Raw genomic sequence first — 22,645 nt, 5'->3', positions numbered from 1 at the left:
GCCTCATGCCAGACGCTGTTCACCGCGTTGAACGGCTGACGCGTTTCACCTGTTTCTTCTTATGGAGATGTTCATGTCGAAGCGTTCGTGGTGGGTCGTTCTGATGATGCTCGCGCTCGGCTTCGGCTGGCTTTCCGGCGTGGCGCGCGCCGATCAGCTCGACATGGTCAAGGCACGCGGCAAGCTCGTCGTCGGCATCCGCAATGACTACGTGCCCTTCGGTTATCTCGACAGCAAGGGCCAGTTGATCGGCTTCGAAGTGGATCTGGCGAAGTTCGTCGCCAAGGACATGTTCGGCTCCGACACGGCGATCGAATTTGTGCCGGTCGTGGCGTCGAACCGGATCGAACTGCTCAACGCGGGCCGTATCGACGTGATCTTCGCCACGCTCGGCAAGAACCCGGACCGCGCGAAGGTGATCGACTTCACGGACCCGTACTACATGATGGCCGGCATGGTGCTGCTCGCGCCGAAGACAACGACCATCGGCAAATGGGAAGACCTCAAGGGCCGCAAGGTGTGCGGCAGCCAGGGCAACATGTATAACCGTGCACTGCAGGAGAAGCTCGGCGCGGACACGGTGCTCTTCACCGGCACGGCGCAGATGTACAAGGCGTTCCAGGACAACCGGTGCGAGGCGATTGCCTACGACGGTCCGAATCTCACGCTGAAGGTCAACGAAGACGGCTGGAAGGACAAGGACAAGATCGCGCTCGATGCCTACGAATTCGTGCCCATCGTCGGCGGCGTGCGCAAGAACGAACCGAAGTTCCTCGCCGCGCTGAATCAGTCGATCAAGCGGGCGGAAACGGCCGGCGTGCTCGTCAACGCGGAAAAGACCTACAACATGGGCACGAGCAAGTTCGTAACCGAGCAGCAGGCGTCCGCGAAGTAATCGCGTGCGCCGACCCGGACCACATGCGCAAGGGACGCCCATGAGTCTCGACTTCACCTGGCTGGCCGATCCGCTGTATCAGACCTGGCTCGTGCGCGGCGTAGGCACGACGGTCGCGATGTGCGTGTGTGCGATCGCGCTGATGTTCGTGATCGGCATCGTCGGCGCGGCAGTGATTTATTTCCGCATGCCGCTGCTGGAAACGCTGACCACCATCGTCGTCGAGTTATTGCGCAACACACCGCCGCTCGTGCAGTTGTTCGTGCTGTATTTCACGTTGTCGGAGCTGGGCCTGTCGCTGCGCAATCTGGCGACCGGTCAGCAGATTCCGGTGTTTAGCGGCTTCACGTGCATGGTGCTGTCGCTCGCGCTCTATAACGGCGCGATCGCGGTGGAGATCGTGCGCTCCGGCCTGCATGCGGTGCCGCAAGCGACCGTCGATGCCGCGCGCAGCCTCGGCTATTCGCGGCTGCGCACCTTCTGGCATATCCAGTTGCCGATGGCGATGCGCCTGTCCATGGTGCCGATGACCAACAACATCGTGAGTCTGATCAAGACGTCGTCGCAGGCCGCGTTCGTCGCGGTGGCCGACGTGATGTACTACGCCACGCAGATCACGCTCGACAACTTCCGCAATCTGGAAGTGATGCTGGTGGTGTGGGTCTGTTATCTGATCCTGGCTTCGTTTGCGTCGATGGTGGCGGGGCGCATCGGGCGCGCGGTGCGGATTCCGGGGTACGGCCTATGAACGCGACGACCACGCTCAAACCGCTGGCGTCCGCACGCGGCATGCAGCCGGAGACCCGTGCGTTCGTGTACGGCATGATCGGCGTGCCGTTGTTGCTGCTGGCGGCGCTCGTCGGCTGCTACGGCCGCGCGAGCGGCGATGCCTTCGCGCTGCTCGCATCGCGCAGCGCGTTGCTGCTCACCGGCGCGCCCGGCACCGGACTCGCGGGCGGCTTCTGCGCGAACATCCTGATGAGCCTCGCGGCGATGGGCGTGTCGCTCTGCACCGGCGTGCTGCTGTGCGTCGGCACGATTTCGAACACGCGCGCGGTGCGCTTCGCCGCGCTCGGCATCGTCAATCTGCTGCGCAACACGCCCTGGCTGATCGCGCTTTACGCGATGCTGTATCTGCTGCCGTTCTACGTGCCGGCATTCGGCATGATGATTCCGTTCTCGCCGTTCGTGAAGGCCGTGGTCGGGCTCTCGCTGCCGGTGACGGCGAACGTCGCGGAAGTCATGCGTGGCGGCATCGAGGCGATACCAGGCGGACAGTGGGAATCAGCGCGCGCGCTCGGCTATCGCAAGAACCAGATCCTGCGTTACGTGGTCGTGCCCCAGGCCATTCCGCTGATCCTGCCCAACATGATGACGGTGTATGCGGGCCTTTTCATCGGCACGAGTCTCGCGGTGGTGACGGGGACCTCCGATGTCCTCTCGGTAGCCAACACGATCACCGCGAGCGACGGTTCGAACTATGCAACGGCGGTGCAGCTCTATGTGCTGCTGCTGTTCTTCCTCTTCAGTTTTCCGCTTGCGACCTTGAGCCGTCGCCTTGAACGACAGATCCGGGAGAAGCAATGAACGTGATCCAGCAACACGCGCCGCTGATCGAACTGGTCGACGTGCACAAGGCGTTCGGCGGCACCGACGTGCTCAAGGGCGTCTCGATGACGATCCGGAAAGGGCAGACGGCCTGCATCATCGGGCCGTCGGGCTCGGGAAAGTCGACGCTGCTGCGTTGTTTGAACGGCCTGATTCCGGTGGATCGCGGCACGCTTCGCGTCGGTTCGTTCGCGGTCGACCAACTGAAGCGCGACCGGGACCTCGTGCCGCTGCGGCATCAGGTGTCGATGGTGTTCCAGCAGTACAACCTGTTTCCGCATCGCACGGTGCTCGAAAACATCATGATGGCGCCGATGCAAGTGCTGCATCAGCCGCGCGACGAAGTGAGGCAACGCGCGCTCGACCTGCTCGCGCGGGTGCGCCTGACCGGCAAGGAGAGCGCGTATCCGGCGCAGTTGTCGGGCGGGCAGCAGCAGCGCGTCGCGATTGCGCGCGCGCTGGCGATGCAGCCCGCGATCATCCTGTTCGACGAAGTGACAGCCGCGCTCGACCCCGAAATGGTGAGCGAAGTGCTTGCCGTGATCCGGGATCTGAGCCGTGACGGCATGACCTGCGTGCTGGTCACGCATGAAATGCGCTTTGCAGAAGAAGTGGCCGACGTCGTGTTCTTTACCGACCGCGGCACCATCGTCGAATCCGGTGCGCCGGCCGACATCTTTCACGCGCCGCGCGATGCGCGCCTCAGAAGCTTTCTCGGCAAGATCCTGTCGCGCACGGCGGCGTGAATCAAACGGAGGAGAAGTGTCAAAACCACTCAAGGTACTGGTGCCCGACGCGCATCTGCGCGATCTCGATGTCGAACGGGGCGTGACCGGCGCGCTCATCGACTATCAGGTCTTCGACGAGACCGACGCCGCGGCGATTCCCGACGACGCCTGGGCTTCATGCGATGCGATCCTCGTCTGGCATCGCATGAAGATCACGCGTGACGTGGTGAGCCGTCTGGCGCGTTGCCGGATGATCGTGCGCGTGGGGGTCGGTTTCGACAACGTCGATACGGCGGCCTGCCGCGAACGCGGCATTCCGGTGTCGAACGTACCGAACTACGGCACTACGGAGGTGGCCGATCACGCGATCGCCATGATGCTGTTCCTGGCGCGCGGACTCGGCTCATACGAGGCGCGCCTGAAGGCCGATCCCGCACGCGGTTTCGTCGCGGAGAACGTGCCGGTCGTGCGGCGTCTGCGCGGGGGCACCTTCGGCGCGATCGGCATGGGGCGGATCGGCACGGCGATCGCGCGGCGCGCAGCGGCACATGACATGCATGTGGTCTATTACGATCCGCATCTGCCGGAAGGGCACGAGCTCGGTGTCGGCTACGAGCGTGTCGATTCGCTCGATGCGCTGCTTGCGCGCGCCGACGTGGTCAGCCTGCACGTCCCGCTGTCCGACGAAACGCGCTTCATGATCGGCGACGCGCAGTTCCACGCGATGAAGCCGAACGCGATCTTCATCAACATCGCACGCGGCAAGCTGGTGGACGTGGACGCGGTCTATCGCGCGCTGCGCGCCGGACATCTCGCGGCGGCCGGTCTCGACGTGCTGCCGTCCGAACCGCCGGTGCCGCTGCCGCCGCTCCTCGACGCGTGGCGCAACGACGAGCCCTGGCTCGCGGGGCGTCTCGTGGTCACGCCGCACGCCGCGTTCTATTCCGAAGCCGGCTATCTCGACATGCGCACGTTCTCCGCGCAGATGCTCGTCGACTATCTGGTGCACGGACGCTTGCGCAACAACGTCAACCCGGGCTGGCGCGACGCCGTGCCCGCATCACACCGGTAAAGCGACCGCCATGGCCTATCACCAGCTCGATGTGAACTTCAAACAACTGTCTGACGCCGTGCTCGCGCAGTGGCGGCTCATCCCGCCGGCCGTCGCGTCCGATTGCATGAACCGCACGCAGGTGATGGCGTCGGTCATCAAGCCGATCTTCGCGGGCGCGCGGCTATGCGGTCAGGCGCGCACCATCGCCACGATGGTCGGGGATTGCGGGCCGATCTGCAACGTGATCGGCAGCGCGCGGCCCGGCGAGGTGCTCGTCGTGGACGCGGGCGGCGCGGAAGACATCGCCGTGTGGGGCGGCGTGATGGCCGAGGAAGCGGTGCATCGCCGGCTCGGCGGCGCGGTGGTCGACGGCGCGGTGCGCGATGTCGCGGACATGCGGCGCCTGAAGTTCAACATGTTCTGCCGCTCGGTCGTGCCGCGCGGCCCGCATCACGGTTTTGGCGGCACGGTGGATGCGACCATCGCGGCGGCGGGCGCGCCCGTCAGCCCCGGCGATATCGTGCTCGGTGACGACGACGGCGTGGTCATCGTACCGCTGGCAATCGCCGACCAGGTTCTCGAAGCGGCGCAGGCTCATCTGTTGAAGGAGGCGAAGTGGATCGATGGCATTCGGGGCGGGGTGTCGATCAGCGAGATGTTCTCGCTGCCGCAGGCGCAGACGAGCGAACCGCAGCGCTAGCGCAGATGCACGCACGCCGCGTCGAGGCGCCGGACCTGCCGGCGAGTCTGCGCGACGTGTTGTGCCTGAACGACTTCGCGGCGCTCGCGAAACGTCGCCTGCCCGCGGCGATGTATGCGTATGTGTCCGGCTGGTCCGAGGACGGCGCGGCGCATCGGCGCAATCTGCGCGGCTTCGAGTCGCGGGCGTTCGTGCCGCGCGTGCTGGTGGACATCGAGCGGCGTGACACGCGCACCACCCTGTTCGGCGTCGAATATGAAAGTCCGTTCGGCATTGCGCCGATGGGCTTCAGCCGGATGGCCGCCGCTCACGGCGACGAAGTGCTCGCCCGCGCCGCCGCCGCTGCGGGCGTGCCGTTCATCCTGAGCGGCGCGTCGCTGACGCCGCTGGAGACCGTGCGCGCGGCGGGCCCGACGAGCTGGTTCCAGGCCTACATTCCGGGCGATGCCGCGCGCATCGATCCGATGCTCCATCGCGTTGCGCAAGCGGGCTTCGATACGCTCGTCATCAATGTCGATACAGCGGTGCACGGCCAGCATGAATACGCGGAGAAACACGGTTTCCGGTCGCCCGTGAGGCCCGGCGCGCGGCTGGCATGGCAGGCGCTGACGCGGCTGTCGTGGTGCTGGCGCGTGCTTGGCGAGAGCGTGCTCAGGCGCCGTCCGTTGCGCTTCGAGAACATGGACGCGGTCGCTGGGCCGCCGGTGTTCTCGCGCTCGCTCGTGCGCGACATCGGACGGCGCGGCGCGCTGTCGTGGGCGCATCTGGAGCACATTCGCCGGCGCTGGAACGGACGCATCGTGCTCAAGGGCGTCATGTCCGCCGCCGACGCGGTGATCGCGGAACAAGCCGGGATCGACGGGATCATCGTGTCGAATCATGGCGGACGGCAAGTGGATTGCGCGGTCGGTTCGCTCGATGCACTGGAGGCGATCGCCGCCCGTGTCGACACGCTGACGCTCCTGTACGACGGTGGCGTGCGGCGCGGCTCGGACGTGCTGAAGGCGCTGCATGGCGGGGCACGCTTCGTGTTCGTCGGCCGGCCGATGTTGCTGGCCGCCGCCGCCGCCGATGCAGCCGGCATCGCGCACGCGCTCGCGATCCTGAAGCGCGAGATCAGCACGAACATGGGATTGCTCGGCATCAACTGCATCGACGAGGTCGCCCGGCTCGAACTGTTGCGCGACCGGGGCGGCGCGCTTTGATCTTTCACGACGCATCGTGCGTCATCATGAGGTCCCGGATGGACAAGCCAATACGCGTACTCACGCCCACCTGCACGCTGGGCTATGGATTCGCCGACGAAGCATTCGAACGCGCGATGTCGATGCGGCCCGACGTGATCGCCGTCGACGCCGGATCGACCGATCCGGGCCCGCATTACCTCGGCTCGGGCGAAGCGCTGGTGTCGGAAATCAGCATTCGCCGCGAACTCACGACGATGATCGTGGCGGCCAGGCGGGCGGGGATTCCGGTGATCGTCGGCAGCGCGGGCGGTGCGGGCACACGCGCGCACGTGGACGAAGTGGTGCGCATCGTGCGCGGCATCGTCGCGGAGCAGACGCTGAGTCTGCGTCTCGCGTGGATATACGCCGATATTCCCGCGGGCGTCGTTGCCGATGCCGTGGGCCTGGGCGAGGTGCGCGACTTCGAGGCGGGCTGGGAACTGAGCGCCGAGGAGGCGCGAGCGAGCCACGCGATCGTCGCGCAGATGGGACACGAGCCGATCGTCGAGGCGCTTGCGGCCGGCGCGGACGTGATCATCGCGGGCCGCGCGTGCGATGACTCGGTGATCGCCGCGTTCCCGATCTGGAAGGGCGCCGATCCGGGGCTGGCCATCCACATGGGCAAGATTCTCGAATGCGGCGCGTTTTCCGCCGAGCCGCACGGCACGGACGTGATGATGGGCACCATCGACGCAACGGGTTTCACGCTGGAACCGGGCGGGCTGAACCGGCGCGCGTCGCTCACGTCCGTGGCGGCGCACACGCTGTATGAACGCGAGAACCCGTTTCTGCAGGCGGGGCCGGGACATGAACTCGATCTGTCAACATGCAATTTCGTGCAGATCAGCGAACGCGAAGTGCGCGTGACGGGGTCGCGGTTCATTGAGGCGGACGATTACTGGGTCAAGCTCGAAGGCGCGCGGCGGCGCGGTTACCGGAGCATCACCGTGGCGGGCGTGCGCTGCCCGACGATGGTCGCGCGCATCGACACGCTGCTCGCGGATGCGAAAGCCGCCGCGCTCGCGTATTTCGACGCGCCCGACCTCGATGTTCAGTTCCACGTCTACGGCCGCGACGGCGTGATGCGTGGACTCGAACCCGTGCGAAAAACGACGAGCCACGAACTCGGTCTCGTGATCGAAGCGGTCGCGCACGAGCAGTCGCTCGCGCATGCGGCGGCCCATTTCATCAGCGGGACGCTGTTGCACGTGAGCTTTCCGGGCATGTACAACACGGCGGGCAATCTCGCGTTTCCGTATTCGCCATCCGAAATCGATGCCGGGCCCGTGTACGAATTTTCCGCGTATCACCTGCTGAAGACTGCGTCGGCGACGGCGCTCTTTCCCGTTCATTTCGAGGCGCTCGCATCATGACAACGGTTCCGCTTTCGTCGCTCGCGACGGTGATCCGCAGCAAGAACGCCGGTCCGTTTCTGCTCACGTTCGACGTGTTGTTCGAGGACGCTGCTCACTTCGATACGGTGTGGGAATCGGGGCGTTTCACCAAGACCGCCATGGCCGAACTGTTCGGCGTGGAGGAGGGCATGATCACGTCGATCTTTGCGGTGCCGCGCGGACAGGCGATCAAGGTGACCATGCGCCGGCAGTTGCCGCAAGGGCGGCTCGGCGAGTCCGACATGTACGGCTGTCAGCAGCACGCGCCGCTGCTGGAGTTTGCGATTCCGGTCGGCCTGGAGGACTGAATCGCTCGGCTGCTGCTCTTTGCCGGCGTGGATAGTGTCGTGCAGACGGCGTTCGTTCTTGCCGGTCTCGGTGCAGCCGCCGCACTCATGGTCATACCGACTGCTGGCGCAGTCGCCGAAAACGTGCCGTCCTGCTACCGGTCCCGTGTCAATGGACTCATATCCAGCTGCACGGCCTACGGGCAAGTCGCCAATGGCGTGCTGGCGTCCTGGCTTCTGCCCGGCGACGCCTGGCGCAAGCCGTGGATCGTGGCGGGATCGGCGTCGCTTGCCATCACGCTGTGCGGTTTTATCGCGCTCCGCGTGTTCGCATCGCAAGTATTCGTCCACGAGACCGCAAGGACCGCGGAGAACAGCCACGCATCCGGCGGATGGCGGCGACTGGCGACAGCGCGCAATCTGACCGTCTGGACCTTGCTGGCACTGGCCGGGATGGTCTGCGGTCCCTGGCAGAATTTCGTATCGAGCTTTCTGGTTGCGGAGAGAGGTTATCCGCTCGAGACCATCGCGCGGCTGTGGTCGATCATCGGCGCAGTGGGGCTCTTGAGCGGCTTCGTCGCAGGCCTGGCGGCGGCAAGGCCGGCGTGCGCATTGCCCTCGCGCTGTCTTATGCGGCGCTGGCCTGTTCCGAACTACTGGTCGCTCTCCATGCAGAAGTCTGGCAATTGCAAGCGGCCGCGATCTGTTTCGCCATATCGTTCTACGCCATCTATGGCCTGAACGTCAGTCTGCGCCCATTAAGCGAGCCAAGGTCCGGCAAGCCCGACAGACTCCGGCAAAGCCGCCTGCTCAACGCATCTCCGCATAACGTTCTATAGCCGGGCGCGTTCCGCCTTCGAGCGATCGAACGCCACGAATGAGCGAAGCTCTCAACGCATTCTCATTGGCGAGCGCTTCGGGAAAAAACCTCTCGTACGGCGAGCATCGCATCGACGAGTTGTTCCGCATTCGCAGCCGACAGGCTCAGCTGCGCAAGTCGCTCGCCGAGCGGATCGCTGATCGGATAGCGCGTACCGTCGTCGGCCTCTCCGCGCAGGAACGTGAACCACACCGCGACCGCCAGAGCCAGCCGTTCGAACGGCTGGCCCTGCGCGATACACGCCTGGATCGTCGACAGGATACGGGGCGGCAGCTTCTGGCTGCCGTCCATCGCAATCTGCGCGCAGCGATGCTTCAGCGCCGGATTCGCATAATGGTCGAGCAGCGCATCGCGATAGGCGAGCAAGTCGAACGAGGCCGGCACGTCGAGCGTCGGCGCAATCTCATGCGTCATCATCGCGTGGATCAGCGTGCGCAGCGGCGCGTGGCTGACGGCGTCGCTGACAGTTTCGAAGCCCGCGAGCATCGACAGATACGCAAGCGTCGAGTGGGTCGCGTTCAGCATGCGCAGCTTGGCGATCTCGAAGGGCGCGACGTCATCCACCAGTTGCGCGCCCGCGACTTCCCACGCCGGACGTCCGGCAGCAAATCGACCGCTCGGATCGATCTCGGACGACCGCGTCGGGCAGCGATCGGCCAATGCGCCCTGTTCGGAGCCCCCTCGGTCGGGTTCCGGCCGCATCCCGAAGCGGTCACCCACGGATCGACGCCGACCCAACCAAGGCAGATGCTCTCCGCGATACTGGGAGCGGGTCACCGCACGCGGATCTGACAAACTTGTTTATTCTGCACTGGGAAATCGTCGCCGCCGCGACGGCTGTCGCTTCTCGTGGCTATGCGACAGACCATTCACCGTTAGCGAAGGGATTGAGCGAACGAGTGCAGTACGGCGAGTTCGCCGGCTCGCCGTCCCGACTCTGCTACAGGCACTCCTGCGCTTGCTCAGGTAAGGCGCGCGAACTCGCCTTCGGCCAAGAACCACGCCGACATCGTCCGTGCCAGTTCGAGCACGATCTCCGCGTCGGTCCGGCCGGAGGACGCGCGCACGTGGAACGAATGATCCGCGTCGTCCACCACATGCAGCGTGGCGCGTGGGCTCAGCGTGTCGACGACCGACCTCAGCAAGTGGAGCTCGGCCAGCTTGTCGCGCGTGCCCTGCAGGAAGAGCATCGGCACCGTGACGTCTGCCAGGTGCTGTGCCCGCTCCACGCCGGGCGCGCCTGCGGGGTGCAGCGGGAACGCAACAAAAGCAAGGCCGCGTACCCCATCCAGCGGGGCGATGGCCTGGGCCTGGGACGTCATGCGGCCGCCGAACGACCTGCCGCCCGCGAAGAGCGGCAGGGCTGGCAGCCTCCGGCGGGCCTCTGCGACGGCTGCCCGCACGGCAGCATGTGCCACGGTAGGCGAGTCGACCCGCCTGGAGCCGCGCTCCATGTACGGAAACTGGTAGCGCAATGTGGCGACATTGGCCGCAGCAAGCGCGTCGGCCAATGTCGACATGCCGACATGCTGCATGCCCGCCCCGGCACCGTGCGCGAAGACATATACCGCTCGCGCGTCCTCCGGCATTCGGAGCAGCGCGGAGACCTTAGTGCCATCGGATAGTTCCAAGGAAAGCGATTCTGGATCGTCCATCGTATTCAGTTCGTGTCGTTGTGGCGTTTGCGCTGATTCTGCATCAATGAGGCATCGGGGCAAGCCTGTGGAGGCCTCCGGCAAGGCATTGGGCAGGCCGAGTTTGCCAGTCTATCCATAGAGCGCGCCCATCGTGAGCGGGGCCGCAGTCGCGAAGTGTCTGTTGACGACCGCGAGCCCGACCTGCGGGCCGCAACGAAAACCGCGCTTTGGGACATCTGCGATATTGTCAGCGAGCTGTTACGACTCGCGCAGGTCATAGGAGAGACGGCCGGCCCGGGCACGCCGCATCGGCGGCCCGCGCCCGATCGACAGGCGCCGTCGAGCCACGCACGATCAGACGCGGTTCCGATGCGACGCGCATCCGGTTCGCGCGACTCGCGGGCTGCGCAATCAATTCGCGCAGCAGCGAGACGGCCAGGCTCGCCGCTTCGACGGTCGGCACGGCGACGGTCGTCAGCGGAGGCCGCCATTGTTGCGCCAGCTGGATATCGGTGATGCCCACCACGGAAAGATCCTGCGGCACGGCGCGGCCGATATCGGCGGCGGCGTCGATGGCGCCGAGCGCCGGAAGATCGTTGGTCGCGAAAATCGCCGATATGCCGGGGTCGCGATCGAGCAGCGCGAGCGCAGCAGCGTATCCGCCCTGCACGGTGTCGGGCGCGTGCAGCACGTTCCCCGCGGCGATGTCGAGACCGGCGCGGCGCATGGCATCGGTGAAACCGTCGTAGCGCGATGCATGAATGCCCATCGGCTTGCTGCCGACGATTGCGCCGATTCGCTCATGTCCCAGTCCGATCAGATGTTCGCCGGCAAGCCTTCCCGCCAGTTCGAAGTCGACGGCGACGCACGGCAGCGCGGGCGGATCGGCGGGCCGCTCCCACATGCACAGCACGACAGGCGTGCCGCCGGCCTGCGTGCGATGCAAGTCGTCGAAATCGAGATTGGCGTTCATCACGAGCACGCCCTCCGACAGCGTTCCCGCGATCTGTTCGAGGTACGCGCGGCCCGTCAGCGGATCTTCATTGGTATTGCAGATGATCACGAAATGCCCGCTCTCGCGCGCGGCCCGTTCGACAGCCAACGCGAACTCCGGATAAAACGGATTGGCGATGCTGGATACCATCAGCGCCAGGGTCGGCGCGCGTCCCTCCGCGAGCGCGCGCGCCGCGAGGTGAGGGCGATAATTCAGTGCGGCGACCGCTTCCAGGACGCGCCGGCGCGTTTCCTCGCCGACGCGCCCGCGATTGCGCAGCACGTTCGACACCGTCGCGGCCGTGACGCCTGCGTGCTTCGCAACCTGGCTGAGCGTGGACATGATTCAGAGGGCGAGGTCAGTATCTGGGAGACATGTTCAGCATTTGCATCGTTCAGGAAGGCCATGCACTATGCGCGAAACACCAGAACGATTTGACGGAGACAAGCCTTACGTATGCTGCACTCGCAGCAATTTTTTTCGTACGCAAGGTTAAGCGCTTAATCTCCGTGCCGGACCGATTAAATCACGGAGTTCAAGCAATGGCGAGTGTTTCGTTGCGAGGCGTGCAGAAAGCGTACGGGAATAATGCATCCGTGATCCGCGATGTCGATCTCGACATCGGCGAGAGCGAGTTCTGCGTGTTCCTTGGCCCCTCGGGCTGCGGCAAGTCCACACTGCTGCGCATGATCGCGGGTCTCGAGGACCTGAGCGATGGCGACCTGCTGATCGGCGGACGCGTGGTCAACGACGTGCCGGCAGCCGAGCGCGGCGTGGCGATGGTGTTTCAGAGCTACGCGCTGTTCCCGCACATGAGCGTCTACGAGAACATGTCGTTCGGCCTGAAGCTGGCCAAAAAATCCAAATCCGAAATCGACACGCGCGTGCGCGAGGCCGCGCGCGTGCTTCAGCTGGATGCGCTGCTCGAACGCAAGCCGCGCGAGCTGTCGGGCGGACAACGGCAACGCGTTGCGATCGGCCGCGCCATCGTGCGCGAACCCGGCGTGTTTCTGTTCGATGAGCCGCTGTCCAATCTTGACGCCACCTTGCGCGGTCAGACGCGCATCGAGATCGCACGTCTGCACAAGCAGTTCGCCAGGGCGAGCGTGGTCTACGTGACGCACGATCAGACCGAAGCGATGACGCTCGCCGACAAGATCGTGCTGCTGCACGCCGGCGCCGACACCGCGCGCCACGGCAGCATCGCGCAGGTGGGCGCGCCGCTCGAGCTGTATCACCGGCCCGCGAGCCGCTTCGTCGCGGGCTTCATCGGCTCGCCGCGCATGAACTTCCTGGCTGCGACCGTCAGCGCGATCGACGCGCAAGGCGTCACGGCGACGCTCGTGCAGACGGGCGAAGCGGTGCGTGTCGCCGTCGACGGAACCGGCTTGCAAGAGAACGAGCCGGTGACGGTCGGCGTGCGTCCCGAGCATCTGGAACTGTCGGCAGGCGATGCGCGGGACGCGGGCAGCACGCTCACGCGCGCGGTCTCGCTGACCGAACATCTCGGCGAACACAGCTACGTGCATCTCGAACAGCCTGACCGTGGCGTGCTGATCGCCAAGGTGCCGGGCAATGTGCACGTCGACCGAGGACAGCGCGTGAGCTTCGTGGCGCGCCCGGACTGCTGCCATCTTTTTACCCAGGATGATTTCTCCGTGAAACCGCTCGCCGCCGTCGCCCACACCCTATAAGGAAAACTGATGCGTCTCGGAGTCTGCTATTACCCCGAACACTGGCCGGAAACGATGTGGGAGGATGACGCGCGCCGCATGAAGGCGCTCGGCATCGAACAGGTGCGGATCGCGGAGTTCGCGTGGAGCCGCATGGAGCCGTCGCCGGGCGAATACGACTGGGGCTGGCTGGATCGCGCGATCGACGTGCTCGGCGCGGCGGGATTGAAGGTCGTGATGTGCACGCCGACGGCAACGCCGCCCAAATGGCTGATCGACCGGCATCCGGACGTGCTGCCCGTCGGCGCCGATGGGCGTCCGCGCGCGTTCGGCTCGCGGCGTCATTACGATTTCTCGTCGCCGTCGTACTTCGAGGCGTCGCGCGCGATCTGCACGGCGGTGGCGAAGCGCTATGGCCAGCATTCGTCGGTCGCATTCTGGCAGACGGACAACGAGTACGGATGCCACAACACCGTGGTCAGCTATTCGCCGGCGGCCGTGCAGCGTTTTCGTCAGTGGCTCAAGGCGCGCTACGGCAGCGTCGATGCGCTCAATCGCGCCTGGGGCACCGTGTTCTGGAGCATGGAATATCGCAGCTTCGACGAGATCGATGCGCCCATCGCCACCGTGACGGAAGCGCATCCGTCGCATCGCCTCGACTATCAGCGCTTCGCCTCCGATGAAGTCGCGCGCTACAACCGCATGCAGGTGGAGATCATCCGCGCGCATTCGCCGGGGCGGCCTGTCGCGCACAACTTCATGCAGCTTTTCACGGAGTTCGATCACTACGACGTCGCGGCCGATCTCGATATCGCTACGTGGGACAGCTATCCGCTCGGCGCGCTGGAAGAGCAGTGGTACGCGCCGGAAGTGAAGGCGAAATATCTGCGCACGGGTCATCCAGATTTTGCATCGTTCAATCACGATGTGTATCGCGGCATGTCGAAGCTGCCGTTCTGGGTGATGGAGCAGCAACCCGGCCCGGTCAACTGGGCGCACTGGAATCCGTCGCCGCTGCCGGGCATGGTGCGCCTGTGGTCGTGGGAAGCGTTCGCGCACGGCGCGGGCTGCGTGTCGTACTTCAGATGGCGGCAGGCGCCGTTTGCGCAGGAGCAGATGCACGCGGGGCTGAACACGCCCGATAACCGGCTCGATGTGGGCGGCAGCGAGGCGCATCGCGTCGCGGAAGAAATCGCCCGCGTCGAAGCGCACGCCGATGCCAACGCGCCCGTGCACGGCAAGATCGCACTCATCTGGGATTACACAGCAAAGTGGCTGTTCGCGATTCACCCGCAAGGCGCGGACTTTTTCTATCCGCGCTTTGCGTTCGAGTATTACTCGGCGCTGCGCTCGCTCGGCTTCGACGTGGATATCGTGTCCGCGCACGCACCGCTCGACGGCTACGCGATGATCGTCGTGCCGCCGCTGCCCATCGTCCCCGATGACTTCGCCGCGCGGCTGATGGCATCGGGCGCGCATGTCGTGTTCGGGCCGCGCTGCGGATCGAAGACCGAGAGCGTGCAGATTCCGTCCAACCTGCCGCCGGGTTCGCTGTCCTCGATTCTTCCGGTGCGCGTATGGCGCGTCGAATCGATGCGGCCGAACGTGACGGAAGCCGTGGAGGGCGGTCATGCGCGTCATTGGCGCGACTTGATCGAACCGGCGCAAGCGACGGTACACGTGCGCTTCGCGGACGAACATCCCGCTTATGTCCAGGCGGACAAGGTGCATTACTTCACGAGCCTGTTCGACGAAGCGCTCACGCAAACGCTCTTCGCCCGCATTGCAAAAGAAGCGGGTCTGGCGCCGAGGCCGCTTGCGGACGGCATCCGCGTGAGCCACCGTGGCGGGCTGACTTACGTCTTCAATTATTCGAACGATCCCTACACCATCGACGATATTGGCGGCGACCGTTTCATCATCGGTTCGCGTGAAGTGGAGCCGCAGGGCGTGGCGATTTATCGAGCTTGACAAGCGAAGGCCGTACAAAAAGCACAACATCATCAGGAGACAAGACATGACAGCAGGCAGCCTCAAGACACGCATGCGCATCGCCGCAACGGCGTTCGCGCTGGCGATGGGCGTGACATCGTTCACCACGAGCGCGGCGCAGGCCGCGACGATGACCATCAACATCGCGTTCAAGGGCGCGAGCCAGCGCGCGGTATGGCAGGAAGTCGTCGATGCCTTCAAGAAGGCGCATCCCGACGTCGACGTAAAAGTGTCGTTCATCGACGAGGAAGCGTACAAGGTGCAACTGCCCGGCTGGCTGTCGACGGTCGCGCCCGATATCGTCAACTGGCACAACGGCGAGCGCATGGCGTACTACGCGCGGCGCGGCCTGTTCGAAGACCTGAGCGGCGACTGGAAGAAGAACGGCTGGGACGGCATGTATGCATCGACCAAGGAATCGTCGAGCTACAACGGCAAGCAGTATGCCGCGCCCACGGTGTATTACTCGTGGGGTTTGTTCTATCGCAAGGATTTGTTTCAGAAGGCCGGCATCACGGAAGAGCCGAAGACCTGGGACCAGTTGATGGACGCGTGCAAGAAGCTGAAAGCAGCGGGCGTGACGCCGTTCGCCGTCGGCGGGCGCGATGCGTGGACGCTCGCCGGCTGGTTCGATTATCTCGATCTGCGTCTGAACGGCAATGCATTTCATCAGCAGCTGATGGCGGGCAACGTGCCCTACACGGATCCGCGCGTGAAGAAGGTTTATCTCGCGTGGAAGCAGTTGCTCGACGATAAGGATTTCATCGACAACTCGCTGTCCTACGATCTCGATGCCGCACAGCCCTTCCTGTTCCAGGGCAAGGCCGCGATGATGCTGATGGGCACGTTCATCACGGGCGGCTTCCCCGCGAACGTGAAGCCGGAGATGGGCTACTTCCAGTTCCCGATCATTGACCCGAAAGTGCCGACCGCCGAAGACGGTCCGGTGGAGTCGCTGCACATTCCTGCGAAGGCCAAGAACAAGGCCGATGCCCACGCGTTTCTCGCCTTCGTGGAAACGCCGGAAATGGGCGTGAAACTCGCGCAAGGGCTGGGGTCGCTTTCGGCGAACAGCAAGTCGCCCGAGCCGGACGATCCCATTTCGAAGATCGGCTTCCAGATCCTGTCGAACACGAAGGGCGGCATTGCGCAGTTCTATGATCGCGACATGACCAAGGAAATGGCCGACGAAGGCATGAAGGGCATGCAGCAGTTCGTGTCCGATCCTTCGAAGCTCGACAGTATCCTGGCCCAGCTCGAACAGACGCGCAAGCGCATCTACAAGAAGTAAGGTCGAAGGCAAGCCGGCGCGCGACGGCTCGATGCCGCGCGCCGCTGCCGCCGCGAAGAAAGGAGAAGGAGAGCCGTCGTGCCGCATTCCGCCACCCGTCAGGACGTCAACGCGCAGCCGCGCGAGCCGGATGCGTCCCATCCGCCACGTTCGCCACGTTCGCCACGTTCGCCGCATTCTCGAACGAAGCGGCGCGGACCGTCGCCGACGGCGCGCAGGCAACGCAAGGCAGCGGTGCTGTTTCTCGCGCCCGCGTGCGTCATGGTCGCCGTCTACGTCATATGGCCGATTCTTTCGTCGATCCGGCTCAGCTTCTACAACTGGGACGGCATGACGGAACCGACCTTCGTCGGCCTGGACAATTTCATCGAACTGTTTCAGGCGCCGACCTTCTATACCGCGCTGAAGAACAACATCATCTGGCTCGCGCTGTTTCTCCTTGCGCCGCCGATGGGTCTGGCCGTCGCGCTCTATCTGAATCAGGCGGTGGCGGGCATACGCATCGTCAAGTCGCTGTTCTTTGCGCCGTTCGTGCTGTCGGGCGTGGTCGTGGGGCTGATCTTCTCGTGGTTCTACGATCCGACCTTCGGTCTGCTGGCGGTGATACTCGGACACGGCGTGCCGGTGCTCGGCGACGCGCGCTATGCGACGTTCGGCATCGTCTTCGCGGCGCTGTGGCCGCAAACCGCTTACTGCATGATCCTGTATCTGACCGGCCTGACGGCGCTCAACAGCGAGCAACTGGAAGCGGCGCGCATGGAAGGCGCGAAGGGCTGGACGATGCTCTGGCATGTCGTGTTGCCGCAATTGCGCCCCGTGACTTTCATGGCGATCGTCGTGACCGTGATCGGCGCGCTGCGCAGCTTCGATCTGATCTCGGTGATGACGGGCGGCGGTCCCTTCGAAAGCTCGACGGTGCTCGCGTACTACATGTACGACCAGGCCATCAAGTATTACCGGATCGGTTATTCGGCGTCGATTGCGGTGGTGCTGTTCGCGATCATGCTCGTGTATATCGTCTATCACTTGCGGCGCATGCTGCGCAACGAAATCTGAGGAGCGAGCATGTATCCGATGCCCGTGCAGAAGTGGAAGCCGCTCAGCCGGCGTCTGTATAGACTCTCGCTTCCCATCGCGCTTCTGATCTGGCTATTGCCCATGATCGCCGTGCTGGTGACGTCGGTGCGTTCGAGCGAGGAACTCAGTCTCGGCAATTACTGGGGCTGGCCGCAACACATCTCGCTCGTGGCCAACTATCGAGAGGCGCTCACCGCGTCGCCGATGCTGCACTACTTCATGAACAGTGTGCTCATTACCGTGCCGGCGGTGCTCGGCGCGATCGCGCTCGCTGCGATGGCGGGCTTCGCACTCGCGATCTATCGTTTTCCCGGCAACACGGCGCTGTTCGCCACGTTCGTCGCGGGCAATTTCGTGCCCATCCAGATTCTGATGATTCCGGTGCGCGATCTCTCGCTGAGCCTCGGATTGTTCAATACGGTGGGCGCGCTGATCCTGTTCCATCTATCGTTTCAGACCGGATTTTGCACGTTGTTTCTCCGCAATTTCATCAGCCAGTTACCGTTCGAGTTGATCGAGGCGGCCCGCATCGAAGGCGCGAGCGAATGGACGGTGTTCACACGTATCGTGCTGCCGCTGATTCGTCCGGCGCTCGCGGCGCTTACGGTCCTCGTCTTCACGTTCGTCTGGAACGATTATTTCTGGGCTTTGTGTCTCACCCAAGGCGACGATGCCGCGCCGATCACGGTCGGTGTCGCAGCCTTGAAGGGCCAGTGGACGACGGCGTGGAATCTCGTGTCGGCGGGTTCGATCCTGGCGGCGCTGCCGTCGGTGGCGATGTTCTTCGCGATGCAGAAGCATTTCGTCGCTGGATTGACGTTCGGGGCGACGAAGGGGTGAGCGGGAGCACCGTCCTCCAGGTTGTCATTCTCACCTAAGCATCTGTCGCTAGTCTGTGGATCTTGTTCGTCTATCCCATTCGAGGTGAATCATGATTCGCAGATGGCCTATGCTTTTGACTGTTCTTGGTGCGTGCCTGCTGATGACGGCATGCGCCACCCCGGCCCAGCGCGCCACTCAAAAAGACGATCTTTTGTCAGCCGCCGGGTTCCACATCGTCCCGGTCACGACGGACCAACAGCGCCAACAGCTGAAAACCTTGCCGCCGAATCGCGTGGTCCAGAAGATCAAGGACGGCAAGCCAATCTTCGTGTACGCAGACCCTTATGCGTGTGGGTGCTTGTACATCGGCGACGAAACTGCATGGGATACGTTCAAGCGCGACCAACTACAACAGAGCTTCCTCGATCAGGAACGCATGAACGCCGAAATGAACGAGAACGCAGCCTGGAACTGGGGCTTGTGGGGGCCTGGCTGGTGGGCGTATTGAGGGGTGCGGGCGCGGGTCAAACATGCAGAGGTTGTCACTTCACACGGGCGTCGAATAGAAAACCCGCGTAAGACGCGGGTTCAATCCTGGTGGGCAGCTTGATTCTCTCCCAGGTTAAGTGCCAGCGCTGTCCCGAAGACGCATCAGCCGTCGAGCGTCTCTAGAAGCACGATGCTTGTGCAGTCGCATGCAGTGATCGACAGCGCCGCCTCGTTGCGCACCGCCGCGCCATCGCGCGCCGCGAGACAGACATCGTTCACTCGTATGCGCCCGGTCATGGGCACGATATAGGCCTGCGCATCTTTCGCCAAAGCGCGCGCAAGGCATTGTCCATTGCGCATGTCCGCGACCAGCAGGCGGGCATCGGCATCGATCGGCAGGGCGCCAGCGTCAATGTCAGCGGATGCACCGCTCGCAACGATGACGAAGCCTGCCTCAGGCTGGCCCAGACCAAAACTTCGCCGGGCCCATCGCGGTTGAGCGTCGCGAGTGCGCGGCGTCAACCAGATCTGAAACAGTTGCGCAGGCTCGTTTTCTTCGTTGCGCTCGGCATGCCGAATACCGCGTCCGGCGCTCATCACCTGGACATTGCCTGCCTCGATGCGACCCGTGTTGCCGAAGCTGTCCTCGTGCGTGATCGCGCCGGAGCGCACCAGGCTCACGATCTCGACGTTCGCGTGCGCGTGCATGCCAAAGCCTGACCGCGGCGCGAACGTATCGTCGTTCCAGATATGCAGCGCGCCGAGCGCCGAGTGCTCCGGCCGACCGATCTCGCCAAAGCGAAAATGCAGTCGTGCGTCGAGCCAGTCTCGCTCGATACGCCCCAGCGTTTCGAATGGGCGGTGCTGGATCATGGCCTTCTTCTTCAGATGCGTGTAGCAAGGCAGCCTCGCCTTGCCACACCAGGAAGCCGCCTCAGACTTGCGCCTGACCGCCGTCGACGAACAACTCTGCGCCGTTCACGAAGCTCGCGTCGTCGGATGCCAGAAACAGCGCCGCGGCAGCGATCTCGTTCGGGTCGCCCACACGGCCCAGCGGGATGCGCGACGCGAGGTAATCCAGCAAGCCTTGTTGCTGGGTAGCGTCCGGCCCGGCAAGCTCGACCAGACCGGGCGTTTTCGTCGCGCCAGGACTGATGGTGTTGACGCGGATGCCGCGGTCCTTCAGGTCGAGAATCCAGCTGCGCGCGAAGTTGCGGATCGCGGCCTTGGATGCCGAATAGACGCTGAACGCCGCCGTGCCTTCGATGGTCGTCGTCGACCCGGCGAGAATGACCGATGCGCCTTTCGACAGAAGCGGCAACGCCTTCTGCACGGTAAAGAGCGTGCCTTTCACGTTGCGGTCGAACGTGTCGTGGTAGTGCGCTTCGGTGATTTCGCCGAGGGGGATCATCGCGCCGCCGCCTGCATTGGCGAACAGCACGTCCAGCCGGCCTTGCTCGTCACGGATCTGCGCATACAGCGCATCCAGCTGTTCCAGCTTCGACGAATCGACGCGTACGCCCGTGGCGTTGCCGACTTCCACGACGGCCGCATCGAGTTCAGCCTGGCGACGGCCGGTGATGTACACATGCGCGCCTTCTGCCGCGAAGCGCCTGGCCGTCGCGAGGCCAATGCCGCTGGTGCCGCCGGTGACGAGAGCGATCTTGCCTTCGAGCTTGCCTGCCATGGTGTTTCTCCTTGAGCGTTCAGTTGAGTGCTTCGTTGAAGCGATGTGAGAAGAATATCGACGCACCGATCTTTTCGAAATAGAATCGCCTGCAAACCATCATTGCAAAAATGAAATGAACCGATTCCCGGATTTCGAAGGGCTGGCGATGTTTGCCAAGGTGGCCGAGGAGGGCTCTTTTGCAGCGGCGGCTCGGGCCATGGGCGTGTCGGTCGCTACTGTCTCGCGGGGTGTCGCGCGGCTGGAAGAGCGGCTGGGCGCGCGGCTGTTCAATCGGACCTCGCGGCAACTTGCGCTCACCGAGTTCGGCGGAACGATCGCCGGGAAAGCCGGAGACATCTACCGGCAAGCCGAGGAAGCGGAAAACGCGGCCCGTGAAATGTCGGTTCAGCCGCGTGGCCTCGTGCGTCTGGCCGTGCCCATGTCGTTCGGCCTGCGCTGGGTTGCGCCGTTATTGCCGGGCTTCTTCGAGGTCTGTCCGGAGGTGTCGATCGACCTGCATCTGTCCGATGCCACGGTCGATATCGTGGCGCAAGGCTTCGATGCGGCGTTGAGGATCGCCGCATTGCCGGACTCGTCGCTGGTGGCCAGACGCCTGTGTCCGATGTCGCAACTGGTCGTCGCGTCTCCCCGGTATTTGCAGCGCCACGGCCGTCCGATGCATCCTCGCGAGCTCGTCGACAGGCCATGCCTGTCTTATGCCTACCGCGCGCGCAGCGATGTGTGGCGATTCGTGAACGATGCAGGCGACGAAGAGCCGATTACGCCCGTCGGTCCGCTGCGGGTGACCAACTCCGACGCGCTGCTGCCCATGCTGCTCGAAGGGCTCGCCATAGCAGAACTGCCGGAGTTCATCGCGGGTGAATATCTGGCGGACGGGCGCCTGGAAACGATTCTGACGGACTGGCACCTGACGAGAGGCGGACTGTTTTTCGTGACGCCGTCGGCGCGCGCGCGACCGGCCAAGGTCACAGCGCTGGCCGATTACTTCGCGCAGCATCTGTCTGCGCCGGTCTGGAATCAGGTGGTGCAGGGGACGGAATGAACGAACCGGGTGGCGAGTGTTTGTGGAGACCATCGGCCAACAAATAAAGCGATTACGCGTCAAAAAATTGCATCGTTCGCTGTGTGCCGAGGAGCAAGGGCGGAGGATGAGGTCGGACTCGGCCCCATGCTCCGAGTCGGGGGCAGGCGATTACCGCTGGGCCGGGCGCTACAATAAGGTCAAGATTCCGCTTGCCTGCACTGACCGGTTCCACATTTCCAACGGCGCCCGCATGCTGAAAATTCTCGGAAAAGCATCGTCAATCAACGTCCGCAAGGTGCTCTGGGTGTGTGCGGAGTTGCAACTTCCCTTTGAACAAGAGGACTGGGGAACGGGGTTTCGATCAACCAACACGCCGGAATTCCTTGCCTTGAATCCCAATGGCCTCGTCCCGGTCATCCGGGACGGAGACTTCGTTCTTTGGGAGTCGAACTCGATTATCCGTTACCTTGCATCACGATATGGCGGCCAGTATCTCTATCCATCTGACGCGCTGGCACGAGCGCGGATTGATCAATGGATGGACTGGCAGTCTACGGACCTGAATCGCTCATGGAGTTACGCGTTCCTGGGTTTGGTCAGGCGATCCGCCTCTCACCAGGAGCCGGACCACATAACCGAGTCGATCAGGAACTGGACCAAGCACATGCACATACTGAATAGTCAGATCGAAATGACAGATGCCTTTGTCGCCGGGACAGACTTTTCGCTCGCGGACATTGCCATAGGACTGTCGGTGAACCGTTGGCTCAGTACTCCCTTCGAACATCCGGATTTTCCGGCAGTGTCGAGATATTCTGAACGCTTGGCTGGATGTCGTGGGTTTGCGACTTATTGCAAGAATGGGTTGCCATGACTGTCGGCGGCAGGTCTGAATGAGCTTGAGTTCTATTGCCTCTTTCGGGAAGCGCGACTGGCCGCGTCGGGTCGGACTCCCAAAAGTTTGTCACGGCTAAATACAAATGTCCGATGTCTGGCTCATTAGAAATGTCAGGGTTTAAGCCTTGCCAATTTCTTTAGATCATTATCTCCCCACCGCGGCTGCCCGCTCTTCGGCGCAACCCAATACAGCCGCGTTGAGTCGCTCCAGGGTCAGTTCGCGCTGCGTGCGCGTGCCCACCTTGCGTTCTTTGGGCCGTGGCGCCATTCCCTGATTGGTCCGCGAA

The 22,645-nt window shown here is 63.8% G+C and carries 23 protein-coding genes; 18 read left to right on the top strand and 5 right to left on the bottom strand.

What is annotated here, in order from left to right; translation table 11 throughout:
• Positions 1-73: 73 nt before the first annotated feature.
• From QCE64_RS34445 to QCE64_RS34400, 10 genes are read left to right on the top strand one after another with little or no spacing between them, the layout of a single operon-like run.
• Positions 74-895 (top strand): transporter substrate-binding domain-containing protein, encoded by an 822-nt coding sequence (locus tag QCE64_RS34445; protein ID WP_309917599.1) that lies wholly within the window; start codon positions 74-76, stop codon positions 893-895.
• 40 nt (positions 896-935) lie between these two features.
• The gene (locus QCE64_RS34440) at positions 936-1,643 is read left to right on the top strand and encodes an amino acid ABC transporter permease (protein WP_309917596.1); all 708 of its coding nucleotides are present in this window, start codon (positions 936-938) and stop codon (positions 1,641-1,643) included.
• Positions 1,640-2,482 (top strand): ABC transporter permease subunit, encoded by an 843-nt coding sequence (locus QCE64_RS34435; RefSeq protein WP_310008703.1) that lies wholly within the window; start codon positions 1,640-1,642, stop codon positions 2,480-2,482. Before QCE64_RS34440 ends, QCE64_RS34435 begins: the two co-directional genes overlap by 4 nt.
• A complete protein-coding gene (locus QCE64_RS34430) occupies positions 2,479-3,249 on the top strand; it encodes an amino acid ABC transporter ATP-binding protein (protein WP_309917590.1) in 771 nt (256 codons plus the stop codon). The genes QCE64_RS34435 and QCE64_RS34430 overlap by 4 nt, the downstream gene beginning before the upstream one ends.
• Positions 3,250-3,265: 16 nt before the next feature.
• On the top strand, positions 3,266-4,303 hold the full coding sequence (locus tag QCE64_RS34425) for a C-terminal binding protein (protein ID WP_310008701.1): 1,038 nt from the start codon (positions 3,266-3,268) through the stop codon (positions 4,301-4,303).
• A gap of 10 nt (positions 4,304-4,313) precedes the next feature.
• A complete protein-coding gene (locus QCE64_RS34420; RefSeq protein WP_310008699.1) occupies positions 4,314-4,985 on the top strand; it encodes an RraA family protein in 672 nt (223 codons plus the stop codon).
• A gap of 5 nt (positions 4,986-4,990) precedes the next feature.
• Positions 4,991-6,190 (top strand): alpha-hydroxy acid oxidase, encoded by a 1,200-nt coding sequence (locus QCE64_RS34415; RefSeq protein WP_310008697.1) that lies wholly within the window; start codon positions 4,991-4,993, stop codon positions 6,188-6,190.
• A gap of 38 nt (positions 6,191-6,228) precedes the next feature.
• The gene (locus QCE64_RS34410; RefSeq protein ID WP_310008695.1) at positions 6,229-7,584 is read left to right on the top strand and encodes an acyclic terpene utilization AtuA family protein; all 1,356 of its coding nucleotides are present in this window, start codon (positions 6,229-6,231) and stop codon (positions 7,582-7,584) included.
• Positions 7,581-7,913, top strand: coding sequence for a DUF4387 domain-containing protein (locus QCE64_RS34405; protein WP_309930541.1), 333 nt, complete (start codon positions 7,581-7,583; stop codon positions 7,911-7,913). The genes QCE64_RS34410 and QCE64_RS34405 overlap by 4 nt, the downstream gene beginning before the upstream one ends.
• 27 nt (positions 7,914-7,940) lie before the next feature.
• Positions 7,941-8,633 carry an MFS transporter gene (locus QCE64_RS34400; protein WP_404987827.1) on the top strand — a complete coding sequence of 231 codons (693 nt, stop codon included), beginning with the start codon at positions 7,941-7,943 and terminating at the stop codon, positions 8,631-8,633.
• Positions 8,634-8,793: 160 nt separating this feature from the next.
• Here the strand turns inward: QCE64_RS34400 and QCE64_RS34395 are convergent, their stop codons facing one another.
• From QCE64_RS34395 to QCE64_RS34385, 3 genes are all read right to left on the bottom strand, one after another.
• The gene (locus QCE64_RS34395; protein ID WP_404987826.1) at positions 8,794-9,432 is read right to left on the bottom strand and encodes a hypothetical protein; all 639 of its coding nucleotides are present in this window, start codon (positions 9,430-9,432) and stop codon (positions 8,794-8,796) included.
• 302 nt (positions 9,433-9,734) lie between these two features.
• Positions 9,735-10,427, bottom strand: a complete 693-nt coding sequence (locus QCE64_RS34390; protein ID WP_310008692.1) for an alpha/beta family hydrolase — start codon at positions 10,425-10,427, stop codon at positions 9,735-9,737.
• Between the two features lie 256 nt (positions 10,428-10,683).
• Positions 10,684-11,745 carry a LacI family DNA-binding transcriptional regulator gene (locus QCE64_RS34385; protein ID WP_310008690.1) on the bottom strand — a complete coding sequence of 354 codons (1,062 nt, stop codon included), beginning with the start codon at positions 11,743-11,745 and terminating at the stop codon, positions 10,684-10,686.
• Positions 11,746-11,945: 200 nt separating this feature from the next.
• Here QCE64_RS34385 and QCE64_RS34380 point away from each other — a divergent pair, with 200 nt between their 5' ends.
• The 6 genes from QCE64_RS34380 (at position 11,946) to QCE64_RS34355 (ending at position 18,766) form a co-directional block, all read left to right on the top strand.
• Positions 11,946-13,097 carry a sn-glycerol-3-phosphate ABC transporter ATP-binding protein UgpC gene (locus QCE64_RS34380; protein ID WP_309917569.1) on the top strand — a complete coding sequence of 384 codons (1,152 nt, stop codon included), beginning with the start codon at positions 11,946-11,948 and terminating at the stop codon, positions 13,095-13,097.
• Between the two features lie 9 nt (positions 13,098-13,106).
• Complete coding sequence (locus tag QCE64_RS34375) at positions 13,107-15,047, top strand: beta-galactosidase (protein ID WP_310008688.1); 1,941 nt, start codon at positions 13,107-13,109, stop codon at positions 15,045-15,047.
• A 73-nt stretch (positions 15,048-15,120) separates the two neighbouring features.
• Entirely contained in the window at positions 15,121-16,359 is a 1,239-nt protein-coding gene (locus QCE64_RS34370; protein ID WP_404987859.1) for an ABC transporter substrate-binding protein, read from the top strand.
• Positions 16,360-16,437: 78 nt separating this feature from the next.
• Entirely contained in the window at positions 16,438-17,415 is a 978-nt protein-coding gene (locus QCE64_RS34365; RefSeq protein ID WP_310008686.1) for a sugar ABC transporter permease, read from the top strand.
• A gap of 9 nt (positions 17,416-17,424) precedes the next feature.
• A complete protein-coding gene (locus QCE64_RS34360; protein WP_310008684.1) occupies positions 17,425-18,276 on the top strand; it encodes a carbohydrate ABC transporter permease in 852 nt (283 codons plus the stop codon).
• Between the two features lie 109 nt (positions 18,277-18,385).
• Positions 18,386-18,766 carry a hypothetical protein gene (locus QCE64_RS34355; RefSeq protein ID WP_310008682.1) on the top strand — a complete coding sequence of 127 codons (381 nt, stop codon included), beginning with the start codon at positions 18,386-18,388 and terminating at the stop codon, positions 18,764-18,766.
• A 143-nt stretch (positions 18,767-18,909) separates the two neighbouring features.
• On the opposite strand, the gene QCE64_RS34350 is transcribed toward QCE64_RS34355, so the two are convergent.
• Positions 18,910-19,620, bottom strand: a complete 711-nt coding sequence (locus tag QCE64_RS34350; RefSeq protein ID WP_310008679.1) for a pirin family protein — start codon at positions 19,618-19,620, stop codon at positions 18,910-18,912.
• A gap of 61 nt (positions 19,621-19,681) precedes the next feature.
• Entirely contained in the window at positions 19,682-20,434 is a 753-nt protein-coding gene (locus QCE64_RS34345) for an SDR family oxidoreductase (RefSeq protein ID WP_309927968.1), read from the bottom strand.
• Between the two features lie 115 nt (positions 20,435-20,549).
• On the opposite strand from QCE64_RS34345, the gene QCE64_RS34340 reads away from it, so the two are divergent.
• Positions 20,550-21,479: a LysR family transcriptional regulator gene (locus QCE64_RS34340; RefSeq protein ID WP_310008677.1), complete on the top strand. Its 930-nt coding sequence runs from the start codon at positions 20,550-20,552 to the stop codon at positions 21,477-21,479.
• A gap of 232 nt (positions 21,480-21,711) precedes the next feature.
• Complete coding sequence (locus tag QCE64_RS34335) at positions 21,712-22,335, top strand: glutathione S-transferase (protein WP_310008675.1); 624 nt, start codon at positions 21,712-21,714, stop codon at positions 22,333-22,335.
• Positions 22,336-22,645: the final 310 nt, after the last annotated feature.

Origin of the sequence: Caballeronia sp. LZ043 (assembly GCF_031451075.1) — a bacterium.
In the GTDB taxonomy this organism is placed as follows: Bacteria; Pseudomonadota; Gammaproteobacteria; order Burkholderiales; family Burkholderiaceae; genus Caballeronia.
Note: the sequence above shows the minus strand (reverse complement) of the source record. Positions and strands in the feature narration are given on the sequence as shown.